The 15,820-nt window shown below is 73.0% G+C and carries 13 protein-coding genes and 2 pseudogenes; 11 read left to right on the forward strand and 4 right to left on the reverse strand.

Going from position 1 to position 15,820, the window contains the following annotated elements; genetic code table 11:
- Window positions 1-8: 8 nt before the first annotated feature.
- On the reverse strand, window positions 9-944 hold the full coding sequence (locus ACH4YP_RS22305) for an NAD(P)/FAD-dependent oxidoreductase (RefSeq protein WP_398491990.1): 936 nt from the start codon (window positions 942-944) through the stop codon (window positions 9-11).
- Between the two features lie 77 nt (window positions 945-1,021).
- Here ACH4YP_RS22305 and ACH4YP_RS22310 point away from each other — a divergent pair, with 77 nt between their 5' ends.
- From ACH4YP_RS22310 to ACH4YP_RS22345, 8 genes and pseudogenes are all read left to right on the forward strand, one after another.
- On the forward strand, window positions 1,022-1,687 hold the full coding sequence (locus ACH4YP_RS22310; protein ID WP_398491992.1) for a helix-turn-helix domain-containing protein: 666 nt from the start codon (window positions 1,022-1,024) through the stop codon (window positions 1,685-1,687).
- 92 nt (window positions 1,688-1,779) lie between these two features.
- The gene (locus tag ACH4YP_RS22315) at window positions 1,780-2,757 is read left to right on the forward strand and encodes an NADPH:quinone oxidoreductase family protein (RefSeq protein ID WP_398491995.1); all 978 of its coding nucleotides are present in this window, start codon (window positions 1,780-1,782) and stop codon (window positions 2,755-2,757) included.
- The gene (locus ACH4YP_RS22320; RefSeq protein ID WP_398491997.1) at window positions 2,754-4,016 is read left to right on the forward strand and encodes an acyl-CoA dehydrogenase family protein; all 1,263 of its coding nucleotides are present in this window, start codon (window positions 2,754-2,756) and stop codon (window positions 4,014-4,016) included. The genes ACH4YP_RS22315 and ACH4YP_RS22320 overlap by 4 nt, the downstream gene beginning before the upstream one ends.
- Window positions 4,013-5,104 carry an acyl-CoA dehydrogenase family protein gene (locus tag ACH4YP_RS22325; RefSeq protein ID WP_398491999.1) on the forward strand — a complete coding sequence of 364 codons (1,092 nt, stop codon included), beginning with the start codon at window positions 4,013-4,015 and terminating at the stop codon, window positions 5,102-5,104. Before ACH4YP_RS22320 ends, ACH4YP_RS22325 begins: the two co-directional genes overlap by 4 nt.
- Window positions 5,105-5,308: 204 nt before the next feature.
- Window positions 5,309-5,470, forward strand: a pseudogene (locus ACH4YP_RS22330) (ATP-binding cassette domain-containing protein); the annotation flags it as partial.
- 14 nt (window positions 5,471-5,484) lie between these two features.
- Window positions 5,485-5,799 (forward strand): annotated as a pseudogene (locus ACH4YP_RS22335) (ATP-binding cassette domain-containing protein); the annotation flags it as partial.
- A 167-nt stretch (window positions 5,800-5,966) separates the two neighbouring features.
- A complete protein-coding gene (locus ACH4YP_RS22340; RefSeq protein WP_398492001.1) occupies window positions 5,967-6,827 on the forward strand; it encodes a phosphatidylinositol-specific phospholipase C/glycerophosphodiester phosphodiesterase family protein in 861 nt (286 codons plus the stop codon).
- A gap of 193 nt (window positions 6,828-7,020) precedes the next feature.
- Entirely contained in the window at window positions 7,021-7,215 is a 195-nt protein-coding gene (locus tag ACH4YP_RS22345; protein WP_055611237.1) for a hypothetical protein, read from the forward strand.
- A 27-nt stretch (window positions 7,216-7,242) separates the two neighbouring features.
- Here the strand turns inward: ACH4YP_RS22345 and ACH4YP_RS22350 are convergent, their stop codons facing one another.
- Together ACH4YP_RS22350 and ACH4YP_RS22355 are read right to left on the reverse strand one after the other, a co-directional pair.
- Complete coding sequence (locus ACH4YP_RS22350; RefSeq protein WP_398492003.1) at window positions 7,243-8,487, reverse strand: phosphodiester glycosidase family protein; 1,245 nt, start codon at window positions 8,485-8,487, stop codon at window positions 7,243-7,245.
- Between the two features lie 82 nt (window positions 8,488-8,569).
- The gene (locus ACH4YP_RS22355; RefSeq protein ID WP_186001443.1) at window positions 8,570-8,926 is read right to left on the reverse strand and encodes a DUF779 domain-containing protein; all 357 of its coding nucleotides are present in this window, start codon (window positions 8,924-8,926) and stop codon (window positions 8,570-8,572) included.
- A 243-nt stretch (window positions 8,927-9,169) separates the two neighbouring features.
- Here ACH4YP_RS22355 and ACH4YP_RS22360 point away from each other — a divergent pair, with 243 nt between their 5' ends.
- On the forward strand, window positions 9,170-10,660 hold the full coding sequence (locus ACH4YP_RS22360) for a glycoside hydrolase family 3 N-terminal domain-containing protein (protein WP_398492214.1): 1,491 nt from the start codon (window positions 9,170-9,172) through the stop codon (window positions 10,658-10,660).
- A gap of 52 nt (window positions 10,661-10,712) precedes the next feature.
- Here ACH4YP_RS22360 and ACH4YP_RS22365 read toward each other — a convergent pair whose 3' ends face one another.
- On the reverse strand, window positions 10,713-11,918 hold the full coding sequence (locus ACH4YP_RS22365) for a glycosyl hydrolase (RefSeq protein ID WP_398492005.1): 1,206 nt from the start codon (window positions 11,916-11,918) through the stop codon (window positions 10,713-10,715).
- A gap of 168 nt (window positions 11,919-12,086) precedes the next feature.
- Between ACH4YP_RS22365 and ACH4YP_RS22370 the strand changes: the two genes are divergently transcribed.
- Together ACH4YP_RS22370 and ACH4YP_RS22375 are read left to right on the forward strand one after the other, a co-directional pair.
- Window positions 12,087-13,355, forward strand: a complete 1,269-nt coding sequence (locus tag ACH4YP_RS22370) for a BadF/BadG/BcrA/BcrD ATPase family protein (RefSeq protein ID WP_398492007.1) — start codon at window positions 12,087-12,089, stop codon at window positions 13,353-13,355.
- 246 nt (window positions 13,356-13,601) lie between these two features.
- The gene (locus ACH4YP_RS22375) at window positions 13,602-15,806 is read left to right on the forward strand and encodes a glycoside hydrolase family 3 N-terminal domain-containing protein (RefSeq protein ID WP_398492216.1); all 2,205 of its coding nucleotides are present in this window, start codon (window positions 13,602-13,604) and stop codon (window positions 15,804-15,806) included.
- Window positions 15,807-15,820: the final 14 nt, after the last annotated feature.

A 15,820-nucleotide genomic window follows, 5' to 3' on the forward strand; every position in this document is an offset into this window, starting at 1 on the left:
GCCCCGGGCTACGCCCGCACCGCCGCGTCGAGGTCCGTGAAGAGCAGTTCGCCGTTGATCGTGGCTCCTGCCCGGTAGCCGCCGCTCGCCGCGTTCACCACCTGCTCGCCGAAACCGATCGCGTTGCCCGCCGCCCAGACGCCGGGCACGCTGGTCAGACCCGTCGGGTCGACCACGGCGTACGTGCCGAACGGTGTCTCCTGCAGTTCGGCGCCGAGTCGCTCAAGGAGGCCGGTGCGCGGGACGGCCCGAGGGGCGACGAACAGGACCGAGCGCTCGTGCGTCGTGCCGTCCGCGAGCCGGATCCCGGTGAGCCGGTCGTCGGCGACGACCAGCCCGGCGACCTCGCCGGGCACCACGTCGACACCCGCCGCGGCGAGCCTGCGCAGATCCTCGTCCGCGAGTTCCTCCTCGGCGACCGTGTGCAGGAAGAAGGTCACGTTCTTCGACCACTGGGAGACCATCAGCGCCTGGTGGACGCCCATCGGGGTCGTGGCGAGCACGCCGAAGGCCTGGTCCCGCACCTCCCAGCCGTGGCAGTACGGGCAGTGCAGCACGTCCCGCCCGAAGCGCTCGGCGACACCCGGCACCTTCGGCAGTTCGTCCGCGAGGCCGGTGGCGACGACCAGTCGGCGCCCGTGCACCGTGCGCCCGCCTTCGAGCGTCACGTCGAACTCCCCGTCCGCGTCCTTGGCCACGTCCACCGCCCGGTCCCGGACGAGTTCGACGCCGTAGCGCGCGATCTCCTCGCGCCCCACGGCGAGGAACTCCATCGGCGACATGCCGTCCCGCGACAGATAGCCCTGCATGTGGGCCGCGGGCGCGTTGCGCGGCCCGCCCGTGTCGATCACGAGCACACTCCGCCGTGCGCGTCCCAGGACGAGCGCGGCGGACAGTCCGGCCGCGCCGCCTCCGACGACGACCACTTCGTACCTCTCGGTCATGGTGACCACCTCCACTGAGAAGGTCGCTCACCTCCTGCCGTATTGACAAACATCTTTGCCGAAACTGCAATGAGGAGATGAGCGAGCGCCACGAGCAGCAGAAGCATGAGGAGCCCGGCACGGACACCGGCACCGACACCGGCACTGGTACGGACTCCGATACCGACGACGTCCTCGCGGAGGTCGGACCGCGGCTGCGCCGCATCCGCAAGGAGCGGGGCGCCACCCTCGCGGGCCTGTCCTCCGCCACCGGAATCTCCGTGAGCACCCTGTCCCGCCTGGAGTCCGGGCTGCGCAAACCCAGCCTGGAGCTTCTGCTGCCCATCGCCCGCGCCCATCAGGTGCCCCTCGACGAACTCGTCGGGGCCCCACAGGTGGGCGACCCCCGTATCCGCGCGGCGAAGCCCATCGTCATGCACGGCCGCACCCACTGGCCGCTCACCCGCCAGCCCGGCGGCCTCCAGGCCTACAAGGTGCTCGAACCGCAGCGGAAACTGGAGCCGGATCCGCGGACGCACGAGGGCTACGAGTGGCTGTACGTGCTCTCCGGGCGGCTGCGCCTGGTGCTCGGCGAGCACGACGTCGTACTCGGCGCGGGGGAGGCCGCCGAGTTCGACACTCGGGTGCCCCACTGGTTCGGGTCGACGGGGGAGGGGCCGGTGGAGTTCCTGAGTCTCTTCGGGCGGCAGGGGGAACGGATGCACGTACGGGCGCGTCCGAAGCGACGTGGCGAAGACGACTGACAGCGGCTTACGCGGAGTGTTCCCAGGTGGGCAAGCGACCGCTTAGTATGCAATCGACCCCGGCAGGCAAAGCAGTCCCGTGGAGGCCCGGCATGCAGGCATGGCAAGTGCACGAGATCGGCGAGCCGAGCGAGGTGATGCGGCTTGAGGACGTGGAGCGGCCCACGCCCGGTGACGGCCAGGTCCTGCTCAAGGTGCGCGCCGCGAACATCAACTTCCCGGACGCCCTGATGTGCCGCGGGCAGTACCAGGTCAGGCCGCCCCTGCCGTTCACGCCGGGCGTGGAGATCTGCGGCGAGACCGAGGACGGGCGGCGCGTGATCGCCAACCCGGCACTGCCGTACGGCGGCTTCGCCGAGTACGCCGTCGTGGACGCCGCGGCCATGCTGCCGGCCCCCGCCGCGCTGGACGACGCCGAGGCCGCCGCGCTGCACGTCGGCTACCAGACGGGCTGGTTCGGACTGCACCGGCGGGCTCGTCTGGAGGCCGGCGAGACGCTGCTCGTCCACGCTGCCGCCGGCGGGGTCGGCAGCGCGGCCGTGCAGCTCGGGAAGGCCGCGGGCGCCAAGGTCATCGGAGTCGTGGGCGGCGCGGACAAGGTGGCCGTCGCCCGTGAGCTGGGCTGTGACGTCGTCGTGGACCGGCGTGCCGAGGACGTCGTCGCCGCCGTGAAGGAGGCCACCGGCGGCCGGGGCGCGGATGTGATCTACGACCCGGTCGGTGGCGACGCCTACACGCAGTCCACCAAGGTCGTGGCCTTCGAGGGCCGCATCGTGGTCGTGGGCTTCGCGAGCGGCACCATCCCGAGCCCGGGTCTCAATCACGCGCTGGTGAAGAACTACTCGATCCTTGGCCTGCACTGGGGTCTCTACAACACCAAGGACCCGAAGCTGGTCCTGCGCTGCCACGAGGAGCTGACCGAGCTGGCCGCCCGGGGCGGGATCAAGCCGCTCGTCAGCGAGCGCGTTCCGCTGAGCGGAGCCGCCGCCGCGGTCCAGCGGGTCGCCGACGGCGTCACCACCGGCCGTGTCACCGTGGTGCCCGCTCTTGAGAACGGAGCTGCCGGATGACCGACCCCGCAAGCACGAGCACGAGCAGGAGCACGGGCGTGACGCCCGACGCCGCCGAACTGAGCCGCCGCACACAGGAATTGCTGGCCGCGCAGCCGCCGGCCACGACCGACCGGCTCGACTTCCTCAAGGCGCGGTTCGACGCGGGCCTCGCCTGGGTGCACTACCCGGTGGGCCTCGGCGGACTCGGTGCGCCGCGCTCCCTCCAGGCCGTCGTGGACGCCGAGTTGGAGGCCGCGGGCGCACCCGACAACGACCCGCGACGCATCGGCATCGGCCTCGGTATGGCCGCGCCGACGATCCTCGGCTACGGCACCGAGGAGCAGAAGAGCCGCTTCCTCAGGCCTCTTTGGATCGGCGAGGAGGTCTGGTGCCAGCTGTTCAGCGAGCCCGGCGCGGGCTCGGACCTGGCCGCGCTCGGCACGCGAGCCGTCCGGGATGATGGGGGCCCCTCCCGATCGAGCGAAACCGAGAGTGGGGGAGACTGGGTGGTCAACGGTCAGAAGGTGTGGACGTCCAGCGCCCACCTCGCCCGCTGGGCCATCCTCATCGCCCGTACCGACCCGGACGCGCCCAAGCACCGCGGCATCACGTACTTCATCTGCGACATGACCGACCCGGGTGTCGAGGTACGGCCGCTGCGCCAGATCACCGGCGAGGCCGAGTTCAACGAGGTGTTCCTCACCGACGTCCGCATCCCCGACGCGCACCGCCTCGGTGAGGTCGGCGACGGCTGGCGGGTCGCGCAGACCACGCTCATGAACGAGCGCGTCTCCATCGGCGGCATGCGCATCCCGCGCGAGGGCGGAATGATCGGCCCGGTCTCCAAGACCTGGCGCGAGCGCCCCGACCTGCGTACCCACGACCTGCACCAGCGCCTGCTCAAGTTGTGGGTCGAGGCCGAGGTCGCACGGCTCACCGGCGAGCGCCTGCGCCAGCAGCTCGTCGCGGGCCAGCCGGGTCCCGAGGGCTCCGGCATGAAGCTCGCGTTCGCCCGTCTCAACCAGGAGATCAGCAGCCTGGAGGTCGAACTCCTCGGCGAGGAGGGCCTGTTGTACGAGGACTGGACGATGCGCCGTCCCGAACTCGTCGACTTCACCGGCCGTGACGCCGGCTACCGCTACCTCCGCTCCAAGGGCAACAGCATCGAGGGCGGGACCAGTGAGGTCCTGCTGAACATCGTCGCCGAACGCGTGCTGGGCCTGCCCTCCGAGCCGCGCACCGACAAGGACGTCGCCTGGAAGGACCTGGCTCGATGACCGACCTGTTGTACTCGGAGGAGGAAGAGGCGCTGCGCGCCGCCGTCCGTGACCTCCTCACGGATCTCTGCGACGCGCCGGGCGTCATCGCCCGCACGGAGTCGGACCGGCCGCACGACCCAGAGTTGTGGAAGGCCCTCTCGGACGGCATGGGCCTCGCGGGTCTCCTCGTTCCCGAGGCGCAGGGCGGCCAGGGCGCCACGCACCGCGAAGTCGCCGTCGTCGTGGAGGAGTTGGGCCGCGCGGTCGCCCCCGTCCCGTATCTGACGAGTGCCGTCGTCGCGACCGAGACGCTGCTCGCATGCGGCTCCGACGAGGCCGCCGAGCTGCTCACCGCCCTCGCGTCCGGCCGCACGATCGGCGCGCTCGCGGTGGCGCTGTCCGCCGGGCCCGGGGCGCCCAACAAGTCCGTACGCCACGAAGGCGGCGCTCTGCACGGGGAGCTGACCGGCATCGCGGACGCGGTCGCCGCGGACGTGCTGCTCGTGCCGTCGGAGGACGGCGGGCTGTACGCCGTGGACGCCGATGCCGACGGCGTCACGGTCACTCCGCAGGTCTCCCTCGACCTGACCCGGCCGGTCGCCACGGTCACCCTCGACGGGGCCCCGGCGCGGCTCCTCACCCCGAACGCCGCACCGGCCGTACGACGTGCCCTGCGCGCCGGAGCCGGGCTCCTCGCCTCCGAGCAACTCGGCCTCGCCGACTGGTGTTTGACGGAGACGGTCCGCTACCTGAAGGAGCGCAAGCAGTTCAACCGGCCCGTCGGCGGCTTCCAGGCGCTCAAGCACCGGCTCGCGCAGGTGTGGCTGGAGGCGGTCAACCTGCGCGCCGCCGCCCGGAACGCGGCCGACGCCCTCTCGACCGGCGAGGACCCTGACGTGGCTGTCGCCGTCGCCCAGGCGTACGCGGCACAGGTCGCGGTCCACGCCGCCGAGGAAGCGGTCCAACTGCACGCAGGTATCGGCATGACCTGGGAGCACCCGGTCCACCTCTACCTGAAACGCGCCAAGGCCGACTCGATCGCGTACGGCACGGCGGGTGCCCACCGCGAGACACTGGCCGGTCTGGTGGACCTCCAGGCCCCCTGACCTCGCCCTGGTCCACTCCCGCCGATGGCACGAAGGCCCGCTCCGAAGGGGTGGGGGTGGCATGAGGGCCCGATCGATACGCAGCATGGGCACCGTGGCGACGGCCGCCGCTCTGGCGACCGTCGCCTCCGCGTGTTCGGCGCCCGGCGAGGGGGAGAGCGGGGACGCGGCGACCTCGGCCGTCGTCGGCATCGCCTACGAGTGGACCATCTCGACCGCTACCCGCACGAGTTGTCCGGCGGGCTCGCCCAACGGGCCGCCACCGCACTCACCCTCGTCGGTGACGCGCCCCTGCTGCTCGCCGACGAACCGACCACCGGACTCGACCGCGACCTGATCGAGCGCACTGTCGACGAACTCCGCCGGCCACCGGGCAAACAGCGGACGCCGTACGGGAGTTGGCCGAAACCGTCGGGCTCGGAGCTGTCCTGCTGGCCCGCCGGCCGCATGAGGTCAGCGACGGACAGTTGCGGCGGGCCTGTCTCGCGCGGGCGCTCGCGCTGCGGCCGCGCCGGCTCGTGTGCGACGAGATGACGGCGATGCTCGATGCCTCGACCACGGCCGCGCTGGTCGGTGTCGTGGAGACCTACCGGCGGGAGAGCGGGGCCGGACCGCTGGCCGTCGGGCACGACCGGGTGCTGCTGGAGCGGTGGTGCGACCGGACGGTCGGCTGGGCCGAGCTGACTTCGGTGTGAGGGTCGGGTGGGCCGAGCTGACCTCGGTGTGAACGTCCGCCGGAGGCGGTCGGGCGAAGTGAACGCACAGCGGCAGTCCGGCCAACTCCCCGCACGGCCATGCTCCTTGAACCCTGAGAGGACCGATACTCGCTGAGGCCCGTACGGCAACTCTCAGGGAGGCAGACATGGCCCTCACCACCCGTCGCAGAGCCCTCACCACCCTCGCCGCCGCGGTGGCGGGCAGCGTCGCCGTGCCCGCGTACGCGCAGGCGAACGAGGGCGGGCACCGGCCGCGCCCGCTGTGGCGCGCGCACGCGCACAACGACTACCTCCACCCCCGTCCCCTCCTCGACGCGCTCGACCACCGCTTCGGGAGCGTCGAGTCGGACATCTTCCTCGTCGGGAAACAGCTTCTGGTCGCCCACGACCCGGTTGAACTCGACCCGACCCGGACGCTGGAATCCCTCTACCTCGCTCCCCTCGCCGCCCGCGTGAAGGCCAACCGCGGCTCGGTGTACCGAGGGCAGCGGAAGCCGGTCCAGCTGCTCATCGACATCAAGACCGAGGGCGCGTCCACGTACCAGGAGCTGGACCGCCAACTGCGCCGCTACCGGCACCTGTTCACGACGTACGTCCACGGCCGGGTCTTCCCCGGTGCGGTGACGGCCGTGGTCTCCGGCGACCGCGCGGCCCGTGCCCCGATGGAGGCCCAGACCGTGCGGCGGGCCTTCTACGACGGCCGCCTCCTCGACCTGCTGGCCCCCGTCCCGGCGCCCGCCTCCTTCATTCCGCTGATCAGCGACAACTGGACGCTCAACTTCACCTGGCAGGGCGTCGGCACGTTCCCCGAGGTCGAGCGCCAGAAGCTGCGCGGCATCGTCGCGGCGGCGCACTCCCGAGGGCAGAAGGTCCGCTTCTGGGCCACCCCGGATCTGGCGGGCCCCGCCCGTGACGCGGTCTGGGGCGAACTCCTCGCCGCCGACGCCGACTACCTCAACACCGACGACCTCGCGGGTCTCGAAGCGTTCCTGGACGCCCACAAGTAGGTCCACAACTAGGTCCACAAGTAGGTCCACGAGCGGGCCTGGCCCAGCGATCACCGACCGACGGGCCCAGCCCAGCGCTTTCACACGCAGTCAACACACGTTCGGCGGACACGTCAGCCGCCCGGACGAACCCCCCGCTACGCCACACTTGCGGCCGAAAGCCGCGGTGTGGACGTGGCGGAGGAGGTTGACGATGGCCATTTCCATCTCTGTGGTCCTGTTGCTCTTGATCCTTGCGGTGGTCTTCCTCCGCAACGGCGCGCTGAAGCTCTCGCACGCCGTGGTCTGCGTGCTGCTCGGCTTCTATCTCGCGAGCACGAGCATGGCGCCGACCATCCACAACGGGCTCACGGCGACCGCCGACGTCGTCAGCAGCCTCAGGCCGTGAGCCCGCGGCAGCGGTGAGGCGAGCGGATCACGACCGCGAGAACACGCCGATCCCGTTGGGCACCGGCCTCTCCGCCCCGCCGCTGGGATGGTTGCGCACGGTCGCCGTCGTCGAGCCCGGCTCCCGGGCGGCCAGCGTGCTGGAGCCGCCGCCGTCGAGGCTGAACGCGTCAACGGAACCCAACTGCCGCATGGTGTCGGCGACTTCCGCGATGGTGAGTCCGGTGCGGAACTCGGGTGCCCCGTCCAGCGCGAGCAGCAGGAGCCTGCTGCCGCCGTCCGAGATGCCCGCGGCGGTCCGTACCGCCGCGGTCGTGGTGTCGAGACCCGCGAGCGGTCGGCCACCCCTGAGGACCGGATAGCCGCCGATCACGAACCGGTACGGGATCCTCGACGCGGCCGCCACCAGCCGGTGCCGCACCACGACCCGCTCGCCGAGCGACAGCTTCCGCAGCTGCTGGGCGCCCGCCTCCCGGCCGACCAGGACGGTGGTGCCGGAAGCGATGGGTCCGTTGCCGGGAGTGTCGGCCGATGACACGACCCGGCCGTCCCGGACGGTCACCTCATGGGTGTCCGTACTGCAGGGCGCGGCCCGGTCGGTGTCGGTCCCACAGGTGGCCCGCACCCGAGAGGGGGTGCCCCAGTCCGAGGTGAACGCGCCGACGGAGCCGGCCGGCAGCGCGTACTGGTTGAGCCCGCCGAGCGGCAGCCGCGCCTCGGCGATGGCTACGGACCCGTCGAGGGCGAGGCTGTCGAGGCGGGCCCGATGGTCCGTGCCCACTCCGAGTACGTCCCGGGTGCTCGTGCCGGGCGGCAGGGCCGGGCCGAAGCGCTGGCCGTCCGGGACCGCAGCCTTGAGCTCCCGCCCGCCCGCGATAGCGGGACCGACGGACGCGCCGGTCGCCTCGACCCCCGGGTGCTGGGTCTCGGTGATGTTGAAGAAGTCGCCGTTGACGCCCGCGACGGCACCCTGCGCGTCGGCCATCCGCGACACGGGAGCCCGAGCCGCCACCGCGCCGGGGTGCAGCAGGTCGACACTCACCCGCGGGTTGCGGAGATCGACGCTGAGCACATGTGCGTGCGCCACACCCTTGGCGGCCGGAATGTCGAAGTCGGTGTAGCGCACGCCGGGTGCGAGCCGGTGGAAACCCGGCGGGCCGCCGTCCGGCACGCCACTGGCCGGTGCCGCCCCCGCGAGGGCGGCACCGGCCAGTGCGCTCCATGCCGCTACAACCGTCAGTGCGGTTCTGAGTCGTCCGGTGCGTCGTCTCACGCTGCCCCTGCTCTCTCCGCTGTCTCCTCAAATGGCCCAGGACACAAGGGAGTTCACCACAGAGCAGCTGGTGTGACGACGACTACGTGCCGACGAGACGCGAACGGGTCAGGAAACGCACCCCTTCGGGTGCCTCCAGCGAGAAGCCGCTGCCCCTCCCCTCCACCACGTCGACGATCAACCGGGTGTGACTCCACACCTCGTACTGGCTCCGCGACATCCAGAAGGTCACCGGTTCGTCGACGCCCTCGACGGCCAGCGAGGCGAGCAGCACGTCGGAGTCGCCGGTCCGGAACTCGCCCTCCGGGTAGCACATGGGGGCGCTGCCGTCGCAGCAGCCGCCGGACTGATGGAACATCAGCGGACCGTGGGCGGCCCGCAGTCGGCGCAGCAGTTCGGCGGCGGCGGGCGTCAGCTCCACGCGCGGGGCGGATGGGATCACCGTGCATCACTCCTCATCGCTTCGAGGCCTACCGGACCAGGTCCTGACCGCTGTCGCGGACCCTACCGAGCGGACGGACGGGCGTCAGGACCCGCGTAAGGAGATCGTTTCGGACCACCGCACTGCGTGGTGCGGCGCATACGTTGCGTCAAGGGGGCTGGTTGATTGATTCACCTTGGGGTTATGTTTTGGTGGCTCGCATCATCCGATCCGTCATCCGACCGGAGGACAGTCGACGTGATCCATCCCCTGCCCGCCGCGTACGACGGTCCCGGTCTGCCCGTCGACCTGGACGAGGCCGCCCACCGCTGCCTCGTCGCCGGTTTCGACGGGACCGCGAGCGTCCCCGCCACCCTGAAACGGCTCGTCGACCGGGGGCTCGGCGGCGTCATCCTGTTCACCCGCAACGTGCGCGACGCCGAACAGGTGCGCCGGCTCACCGACGAGCTGCGGGCCATACGCCCCGACCTGATAGTCGGCATCGACAACGAGGGCGGCGGCATCGGCCACCTGGTGGGCGCGGGCGCACCCGACGTCCCGGGCAACTTCGCGCTCGGCGTCGTCGACGACACGGACCTGACCGCCCGCTGCGCCGACGCGCTCGCCGGACACCTCGCCGGCCTCGGCATCACAGCCTCGTACGGGCCGGTCGCCGACCTCCAGCACCACCCGGACAACCCGATCGTGCGGACCCGCTCCTTCGGCGCCGATCCCGGGCTCGTAGGCCGCCATCTGCGGGCGTGGATCACCGCCACCGAGGCGCGCGGCGTCGCCTCCTGCGCCAAGCACTTCCCCGGCCACGGCGGCACCGTGACCGACAGCCACCACGACACCGCCGTCGACCCGCGCTCGTACGACGAACTGCTCCCCGACCTCGAAGCGTTCCGCGCTGCCGTCGCCGCGGGTGTTCCGATGCTGATGAGCGCCCATGTCGTGTTCCCGGCGCTCGACCCGAACCGCCCGGCCACACTGAGCCGCCGCGTCCTGCGCGATCTGCTCCGCGACGACATCGGCTTCGACGGGGTGCTGGTCAGCGACGCGCTGGAGATGAAGGCGATCGCCGACCGCTACGGAGAGGCCGCCGGAGCCCGGATCGCCCTGGCCGCGGGAGCCGACCAGGTCATCGTCGCCGTACCGGACCTGGAGACCACGCTGGCCTGCCGTGACGCGGTGCTCGGCGCGCTGCGTACCGGAGCGCTGCCCGACGAGCGCGTGTGGGAGGCCGCCGGGCGGGTTCGCCGCCTCGCCGAGCGGTACGCGACGCCGGCCGCTCCGGGCACGGTCGCCGCGTGGGACGCGGAGGCCGGAGCGGAGGCGGCCCGCCGGGCCGTACGCGGCCGGCCCGCCCGGCCCCCCGTTTCCGGCGCCCATGTCGTCGACCTGTTCCCGTCGCCGCACCCCGCGCTCAACTGGGGCGGCGAGGACCTGCTGACCGAGCTGCGCGCCGTCGACCCCACGGCCTCGGGAACCGCGGTCACCGGGGAGCCGGCCGACCCGGCGGCCCTCGTCACCGGGATCCTGCGGTGGGCCGAGGGCTCCCCGCTGATCATCGCCACTCACGACGCCGGCCTGCACCCCTGGCAGGCCCGCCTCCGCGAGTCCCTGCTGGCCCGGCGGCCGGACGCCGTACGGGTCTCCACCGGGCTCCCCGAGGACGGGGACGACCTGTGCTCGTACGGTCGCGGCCGGGCCAACCTGCGGGCGCTGGCGGAGGCGCTGGCGGGCGAGTAGCCGCTCGCCGGCCCGCTCCCGTCACGTTGACCGGCTTCGGTGTCCGGCGCGGTCACGGATTCCGTACGAGATCCGTGATGCCGCGGGCCGCTAGGTGGTCGGCGTCGTCCGCGCGGGAGGCCAGGACCACGGCCGGGCGGACGCCCTGGCTGCGCAGCCGCATCCACGCCTCGAAGTACGCGCCGCCCGGACCTGACACCGACCTGGTGGCGGGCGTGCAGTCCAGGACCAGGGCCAGGTCGCGCGGCTGTCCGGGGCGGGGCTTGGCGCGCACCTCGGCCACGGCGTCGGCGAACGCGGTGGCGATCGGCTTGGGGCGGCCGGAGGAGTCGAAGAGACCGAGGGTGTACTCCAGCTCCGGGTAGTCGGCGAGGGAGCGGTCCACGTCGTGGGAGCACCACCAGGTCACGCCCCACAGCCCCGCGCACTCGGAGGAGTTCAGCACGGTGGCCCGCGCGAACTCGGGTGCGTCGGCCGCCGGGATGTGCGGCTCGGGCGCCCCGGTCTCCTGCGCCCAGACGGGCCGGGTCACGTCCTCGGCGTAGGCCTTGGCGAGCTCCACGCCGTACTCGGCGAGGTGCAGGACCTGCGGCGAGCGGGGGCCGTAACGGCGTGCGCAGTCGCCCGAGAAGACCCACGGGTGGACGGTGGTCAGGTCGCCCTTGCGGGCCGAGGCCTCCGGGGTGAACGGGTGGTCGTCGCCGTACCAGGCCGCGTCGTACGCGGAGTGCGTGACGAGGCGGCCGGGCGGGGCGGCGGCGAGACCGTCCCGGGCGGCGGCGAGGAGCGTGTCGAGGTAGTGGTCCACCTCCTCTACGGTCACCGGGTTGTGCTCGACCAGGTTGTTGAGCTCGTTGCCGAGCTGGAGACCGATGAGGTTGGGCCGGTCGGCGAGCGCGCGGCCGAGGACGCGCAGCAGCTCCGCCTGGGCCTCGATGGCCTCGGGGTCCGTGAACACGTTGCGGTGGTGCCAGCTGCGGGTCCACTCCGGATAGAAGTCGAAGCTCGACAGATGGCCCTGCACTCCGTCCACGAGGACGTCGAGACCGGCCTCGGCCGCCAGGTCGACGAGCTGGACCAGCTGGTCGACGGCCGCGGTTCGGATGAGTGTGCGGTTGGGCTGCAGGAGCGGCCAGAGGTGGAAGACGCGGACGTGGTCGAGGCCGAGCCCGGCTATCTGGGCGAGGTCCTCGCGGGCGTGGGCCGGATCGAAGTCGTGCCAGGAGTGGAACCAGCCGCGGCGGGGCGTGTAGTTCACACCGAAGCGGGGCGCGGGCGCGCTGGGTACGGGGGGAGTGCTGATGGGGTCCTCCTCGGAAACCTGTGCCGACGCGCGGCCGGGGCTTGTTCTCGGCGAATGTATCAACCACCATGGTCGCCAATGAACAATGATTTGAACCAGGATCCAGGTCGGGAGCCGGGTCGCGTGCGGAATCGGGACCTCGTGGTGGGTCTGGACGCCGGCGGCACCCGTACCCGCGCCGTTCTGGCCTCCGCCGTGGACGGCCGCGTGCTCGGTCAGGGCGTCGCGGGACCCGGCAACGCCCTGACCGTCCCGGTGCCCCTGCTCACCGACCACCTGGCCGAGGCCGTCGCCCTGGCGGTGCCGGAGCCGGACCGCGCCAGGGTCGTCGCCGTGGCCGGCGGCTTCGCGGGCGCGGCGGAGACCGCCCCGGACGAGCCCGGCCGCCTCAACGCCCTGGCCGCGCTCACCGCCGCGCTGCGACGCCTGGGCATCGCGGCGGACTCGGTCGGCGTCAGCAGCGACATCGAGGCGGCCTTCGCCTCCGCACCCGGCACCCCGGCCGACGGGCTGGCCCTGGTGGCCGGCACCGGCGTGGTCGCGATGCGCATCACGGACCGCCGTTGCGCGCTGACCGTCGGCGGTGACGGCTGGCTGCTCGGCGACGACGGCGGCGGCTTCTGGATCGGCCGCAGCGCGGTACGGGCGGCGCTGCGCATGGCGGACGGACGCGGCGCTCCCACGACGCTGGCCGACGCGGTCGGCCGGGCGTTGGGGGTGCCGATCGAGGCGCTGCCGTACGCCGAGGACGGGCCGTACGGAGGCCCGGTCGACCTGAGCGGGACGGGTGGCCGGGATGGTGTGGGAAGTCCCAGTGGTGCGGGCGGCCGGGATGGCCTGGGAAGCCCGACTGGTGCGGGCGGCAGCGATGGTTTGGGGAGCCCGCTCAGCGGGACCGGTCCGCGCCACGCGGTGAGCCCGGTCGGCGCCGATGCCTCCGCCTCCTCCGCCCCTGTCAGCGCCTCCGTCGTATCCGGCTCCGCCCGCGAGCACCTCCCCGCGGGGCCGGAGTGGTCGCCTGCGCGGCGCGCGGCCTACCGCATGCATCTGCTGCCCGCCGTCATGGCCGAACCCCCTATCCACCTCGCCCGGCTGGCCCCGCTGGTCGCCGAGGCGGCCCGGCACCAGGACGCCGTTGCGCAGGCGGTCCTCGACGAGGCGGCGGACCACCTGCTGGAACCGGTCCGCGCGCTGGAACCCCGCCAGGGCGAGCGGCTCGTCGCCACCGGCGGGCTGCTCGGTCCCGAAGGACCCCTGACAGCTCTTCTGAACGAGCGCCTCAAGACGCTCGGCCTGACGCTGGACTGGGTGGCCGACGGCTGCCGCGGTGCCGTGTCCCTGGCCCGGCTCGGGCACGGCGGCCCGCCACCACCCTCGCCCCGGACCACCTGAACCAGGGCTGCTCGAACCGGGCTGCTCGGACCCGAGTGACCTGAACCCGGGCCACCTGACCGGCACGCCCCCGTCGTCCCACGCGAGAACAGCACGGAAGGAACAGGTCGCATGCCGACTCCGGAACACGCGGCCGCCCGGCCCGAGCGGACTCCCGAGGCCTCCCGAGGCCACGACACGCGGGGCCCCCGCTACCTGGACCCGGACGCCGCCGTCGACGACCGGGTCGCCGACCTGCTCGCCCGGATGACCCTGCGGGAGAAGGCCGGCCAGCTCAACCAGCGGATGTACGGCTGGGACGCCTACCGCCGCACCCCGGACGGCTTCGAACTCACCGGGGCGCTGTACGCCGAGACCGAGCGCTTCGCGGGCCTCGGCGCCCTGTACGGACTCCTGCGCGCCGACGCCTGGTCGGGCGTCGACCACTCGACCGGCGCGGGCGCGGCCGACGGCGCCACGCTCGCCGACCTGGTGCAGCGCCACGTCATGGAGAGCAGCCGCCTCGGCATCCCGGCGCTCCTCGTCGAGGAGGTCCCGCACGGCCTCATGGCCCTGGACGGCACGGTCCTGCCGGTCAACCTGGCCGTCGGAGCCACCTGGGACCCCGCGCTGTACGAGCGGGCCGCCGCCCATGCCGCGGCCGAACTGCGGGCCCGTGGCGGCCATGTCGCCCTCGTCTCCGCCCTCGACCTCGCGCGCGACCCCCGCTGGGGCCGTACCGAGGAGTGCTTCGGCGAGGACCCGTATCTGGCCGCCCGCCTCACCGAGGCGCTGGTGCGGGGCATGCAGGGCCAATCCGGTTGCGCGGACGGGCAGTTCGCCGAGGACAGAGCCGCCGTGGTTCTCAAGCACTTCGCCGGACAGGGCGCCACCGTCGGCGGCCGCAACTCCGCCGAGTCCGAGCTCGGGCCCCGTGAGCTCCACGAGATCCATCTCCCCGCCGCCCGGGCCGGGGTCCGGGCGGGCGCCGCCGCCGTCATGGCCGCGTACAACGAGGTCGACGGGCTTCCCTGTGCGGGCAACAGGGCCCTGCTCACTGGGCTGTTGCGCGAGCGCTGGGCCTTCGACGGGCTGGTCATGGCCGACGGGCTCGCCGTTGACCGGCTGGCCCGTGTCACCGGGGACGCGGTGTCCGCGGGCGCCCTCGCACTCAACGCGGGGGTCGACCTCAGCCTCTGGGACGACGGCTTCACGCACCTGGAAGAGGCCGTCGAGCGTGGACTCGTCCAGGAGGACGTGCTCGACGCGGCCGTCGCCCGGGTGCTGCGCCTGAAGTTCCGCCTCGGTCTGTTCGAACGGCCTTGTGCCGAGGGCCGGTTGACCGCTCCGTCCCCGGACCGCGGCCGGGAACTGAGCACCGCCCTGGCCCGAGGCGCGGTCACGCTCCTGCACGACGACGGGGGCGTCCTGCCCGTCCGCCCGACGGTGTCCCGCATCGCGGTCCTCGGCCCGCACGCCGCCACCACCGCCCACCAACTCGGCGACTACACGGCCCCGCAGCGCCCCGGCACCGGCTCCAGTCTCCTCGACGGGCTGCGGCGACTCGCCCCGCCCGGCGTGGACGTCCGCCACGCCCGCGGCTGCGCCCTCACCGGCGGCGACCTCTCGGGCATCCCCGAGGCCATCGCCCAGGCCGGCGTCTCCGACCTGGCCGTGCTCGCGCTGGGCGGCAGCAGCGCCCGTACCCCCGAGACGGACTTCGCCGCCAACGGGGCCGCGCTCGGCGCTGTGTCCGTGATGACCTGCGGAGAGGGTGTCGACCTCGCGGGGCTGCGGCTCGGCAAGGCCCAACACGCCCTGCTGGACGCCGTCGTGGCGACCGGCACCCCCACGGTCGTGGTCCTGGTGCAGGGGCGCCCGCACGCCGTCCCGGAGGCTGCGGAACGGGCGGCCGCGCTGCTCACCGCCTGGTACCCCGGCCCGTGGGGCGGCGACGCGATCGCCGAGGTGCTCCTCGGGCACGCGGAGCCGCTCGGGCGCCTGCCTGTCTCGGTTCCGCGCTCGGCCGCCCAACTCCCCGTGTACTACAACCACAAGGACACCGAGTACGGCGCCTACGTGGACGAAGGCGCCGAGCCGCTCTACTCCTTCGGGCACGGGCTGTCGTACACGAGCTTCGCCTACGGGCCGCCCCGTCTGTCCGGGCACACCGTCGCGGTCGACGTCACCAACACGGGGGAACGGACCGGGCGTTCCGTCGTCCAGCTCTACATCCGCCGGCTGGTCACGCCCGTGTGGCCGCGCACGCTCGAACTGCGCGCCTTCAGGAACGTCGAACTCGCTCCCGGCGAGACCCGCACGGTCGTCATCCCCCTCGGCGCCGACCAACTCGCGCAGGTCGGCGCCGACTTGGAGACGGACGTGCTGCCCGGCACCATGGAGATCAGGGTCGCGGAATCGGCGCGGGCCGCGCTGGACGCCGTACCGGCCGTGCTGCGGATCGACGGTTGACGGCGACGGTCCAC

The organism is Streptomyces sp. NPDC020747 (genome assembly GCF_044334695.1).
Classification (GTDB): domain Bacteria; phylum Actinomycetota; class Actinomycetes; order Streptomycetales; family Streptomycetaceae; genus Streptomyces.

Bases quoted from the DNA above. Each gene is read 5' to 3' on its own strand.
- ACH4YP_RS22320 (WP_398491997.1), top strand. From the start codon at position 2,754: ATGACCGACCCCGCAAGCACGAGCACGAGCAGGAGCACGGGCGTGACG.
- ACH4YP_RS22305 (WP_398491990.1), bottom strand. From the start codon at position 944: ATGACCGAGAGGTACGAAGTGGTCGTCGTCGGAGGCGGCGCGGCCGGA.
- ACH4YP_RS22315 (WP_398491995.1), top strand. From the start codon at position 1,780: ATGCAGGCATGGCAAGTGCACGAGATCGGCGAGCCGAGCGAGGTGATG.
- ACH4YP_RS22345 (WP_055611237.1), top strand. From the start codon at position 7,021: ATGGCCATTTCCATCTCTGTGGTCCTGTTGCTCTTGATCCTTGCGGTG.
- ACH4YP_RS22325 (WP_398491999.1), top strand. From the start codon at position 4,013: ATGACCGACCTGTTGTACTCGGAGGAGGAAGAGGCGCTGCGCGCCGCC.
- ACH4YP_RS22375 (WP_398492216.1), top strand. From the start codon at position 13,602: ATGACCCTGCGGGAGAAGGCCGGCCAGCTCAACCAGCGGATGTACGGC.
- ACH4YP_RS22340 (WP_398492001.1), top strand. From the start codon at position 5,967: ATGGCCCTCACCACCCGTCGCAGAGCCCTCACCACCCTCGCCGCCGCG.
- ACH4YP_RS22310 (WP_398491992.1), top strand. From the start codon at position 1,022: ATGAGCGAGCGCCACGAGCAGCAGAAGCATGAGGAGCCCGGCACGGAC.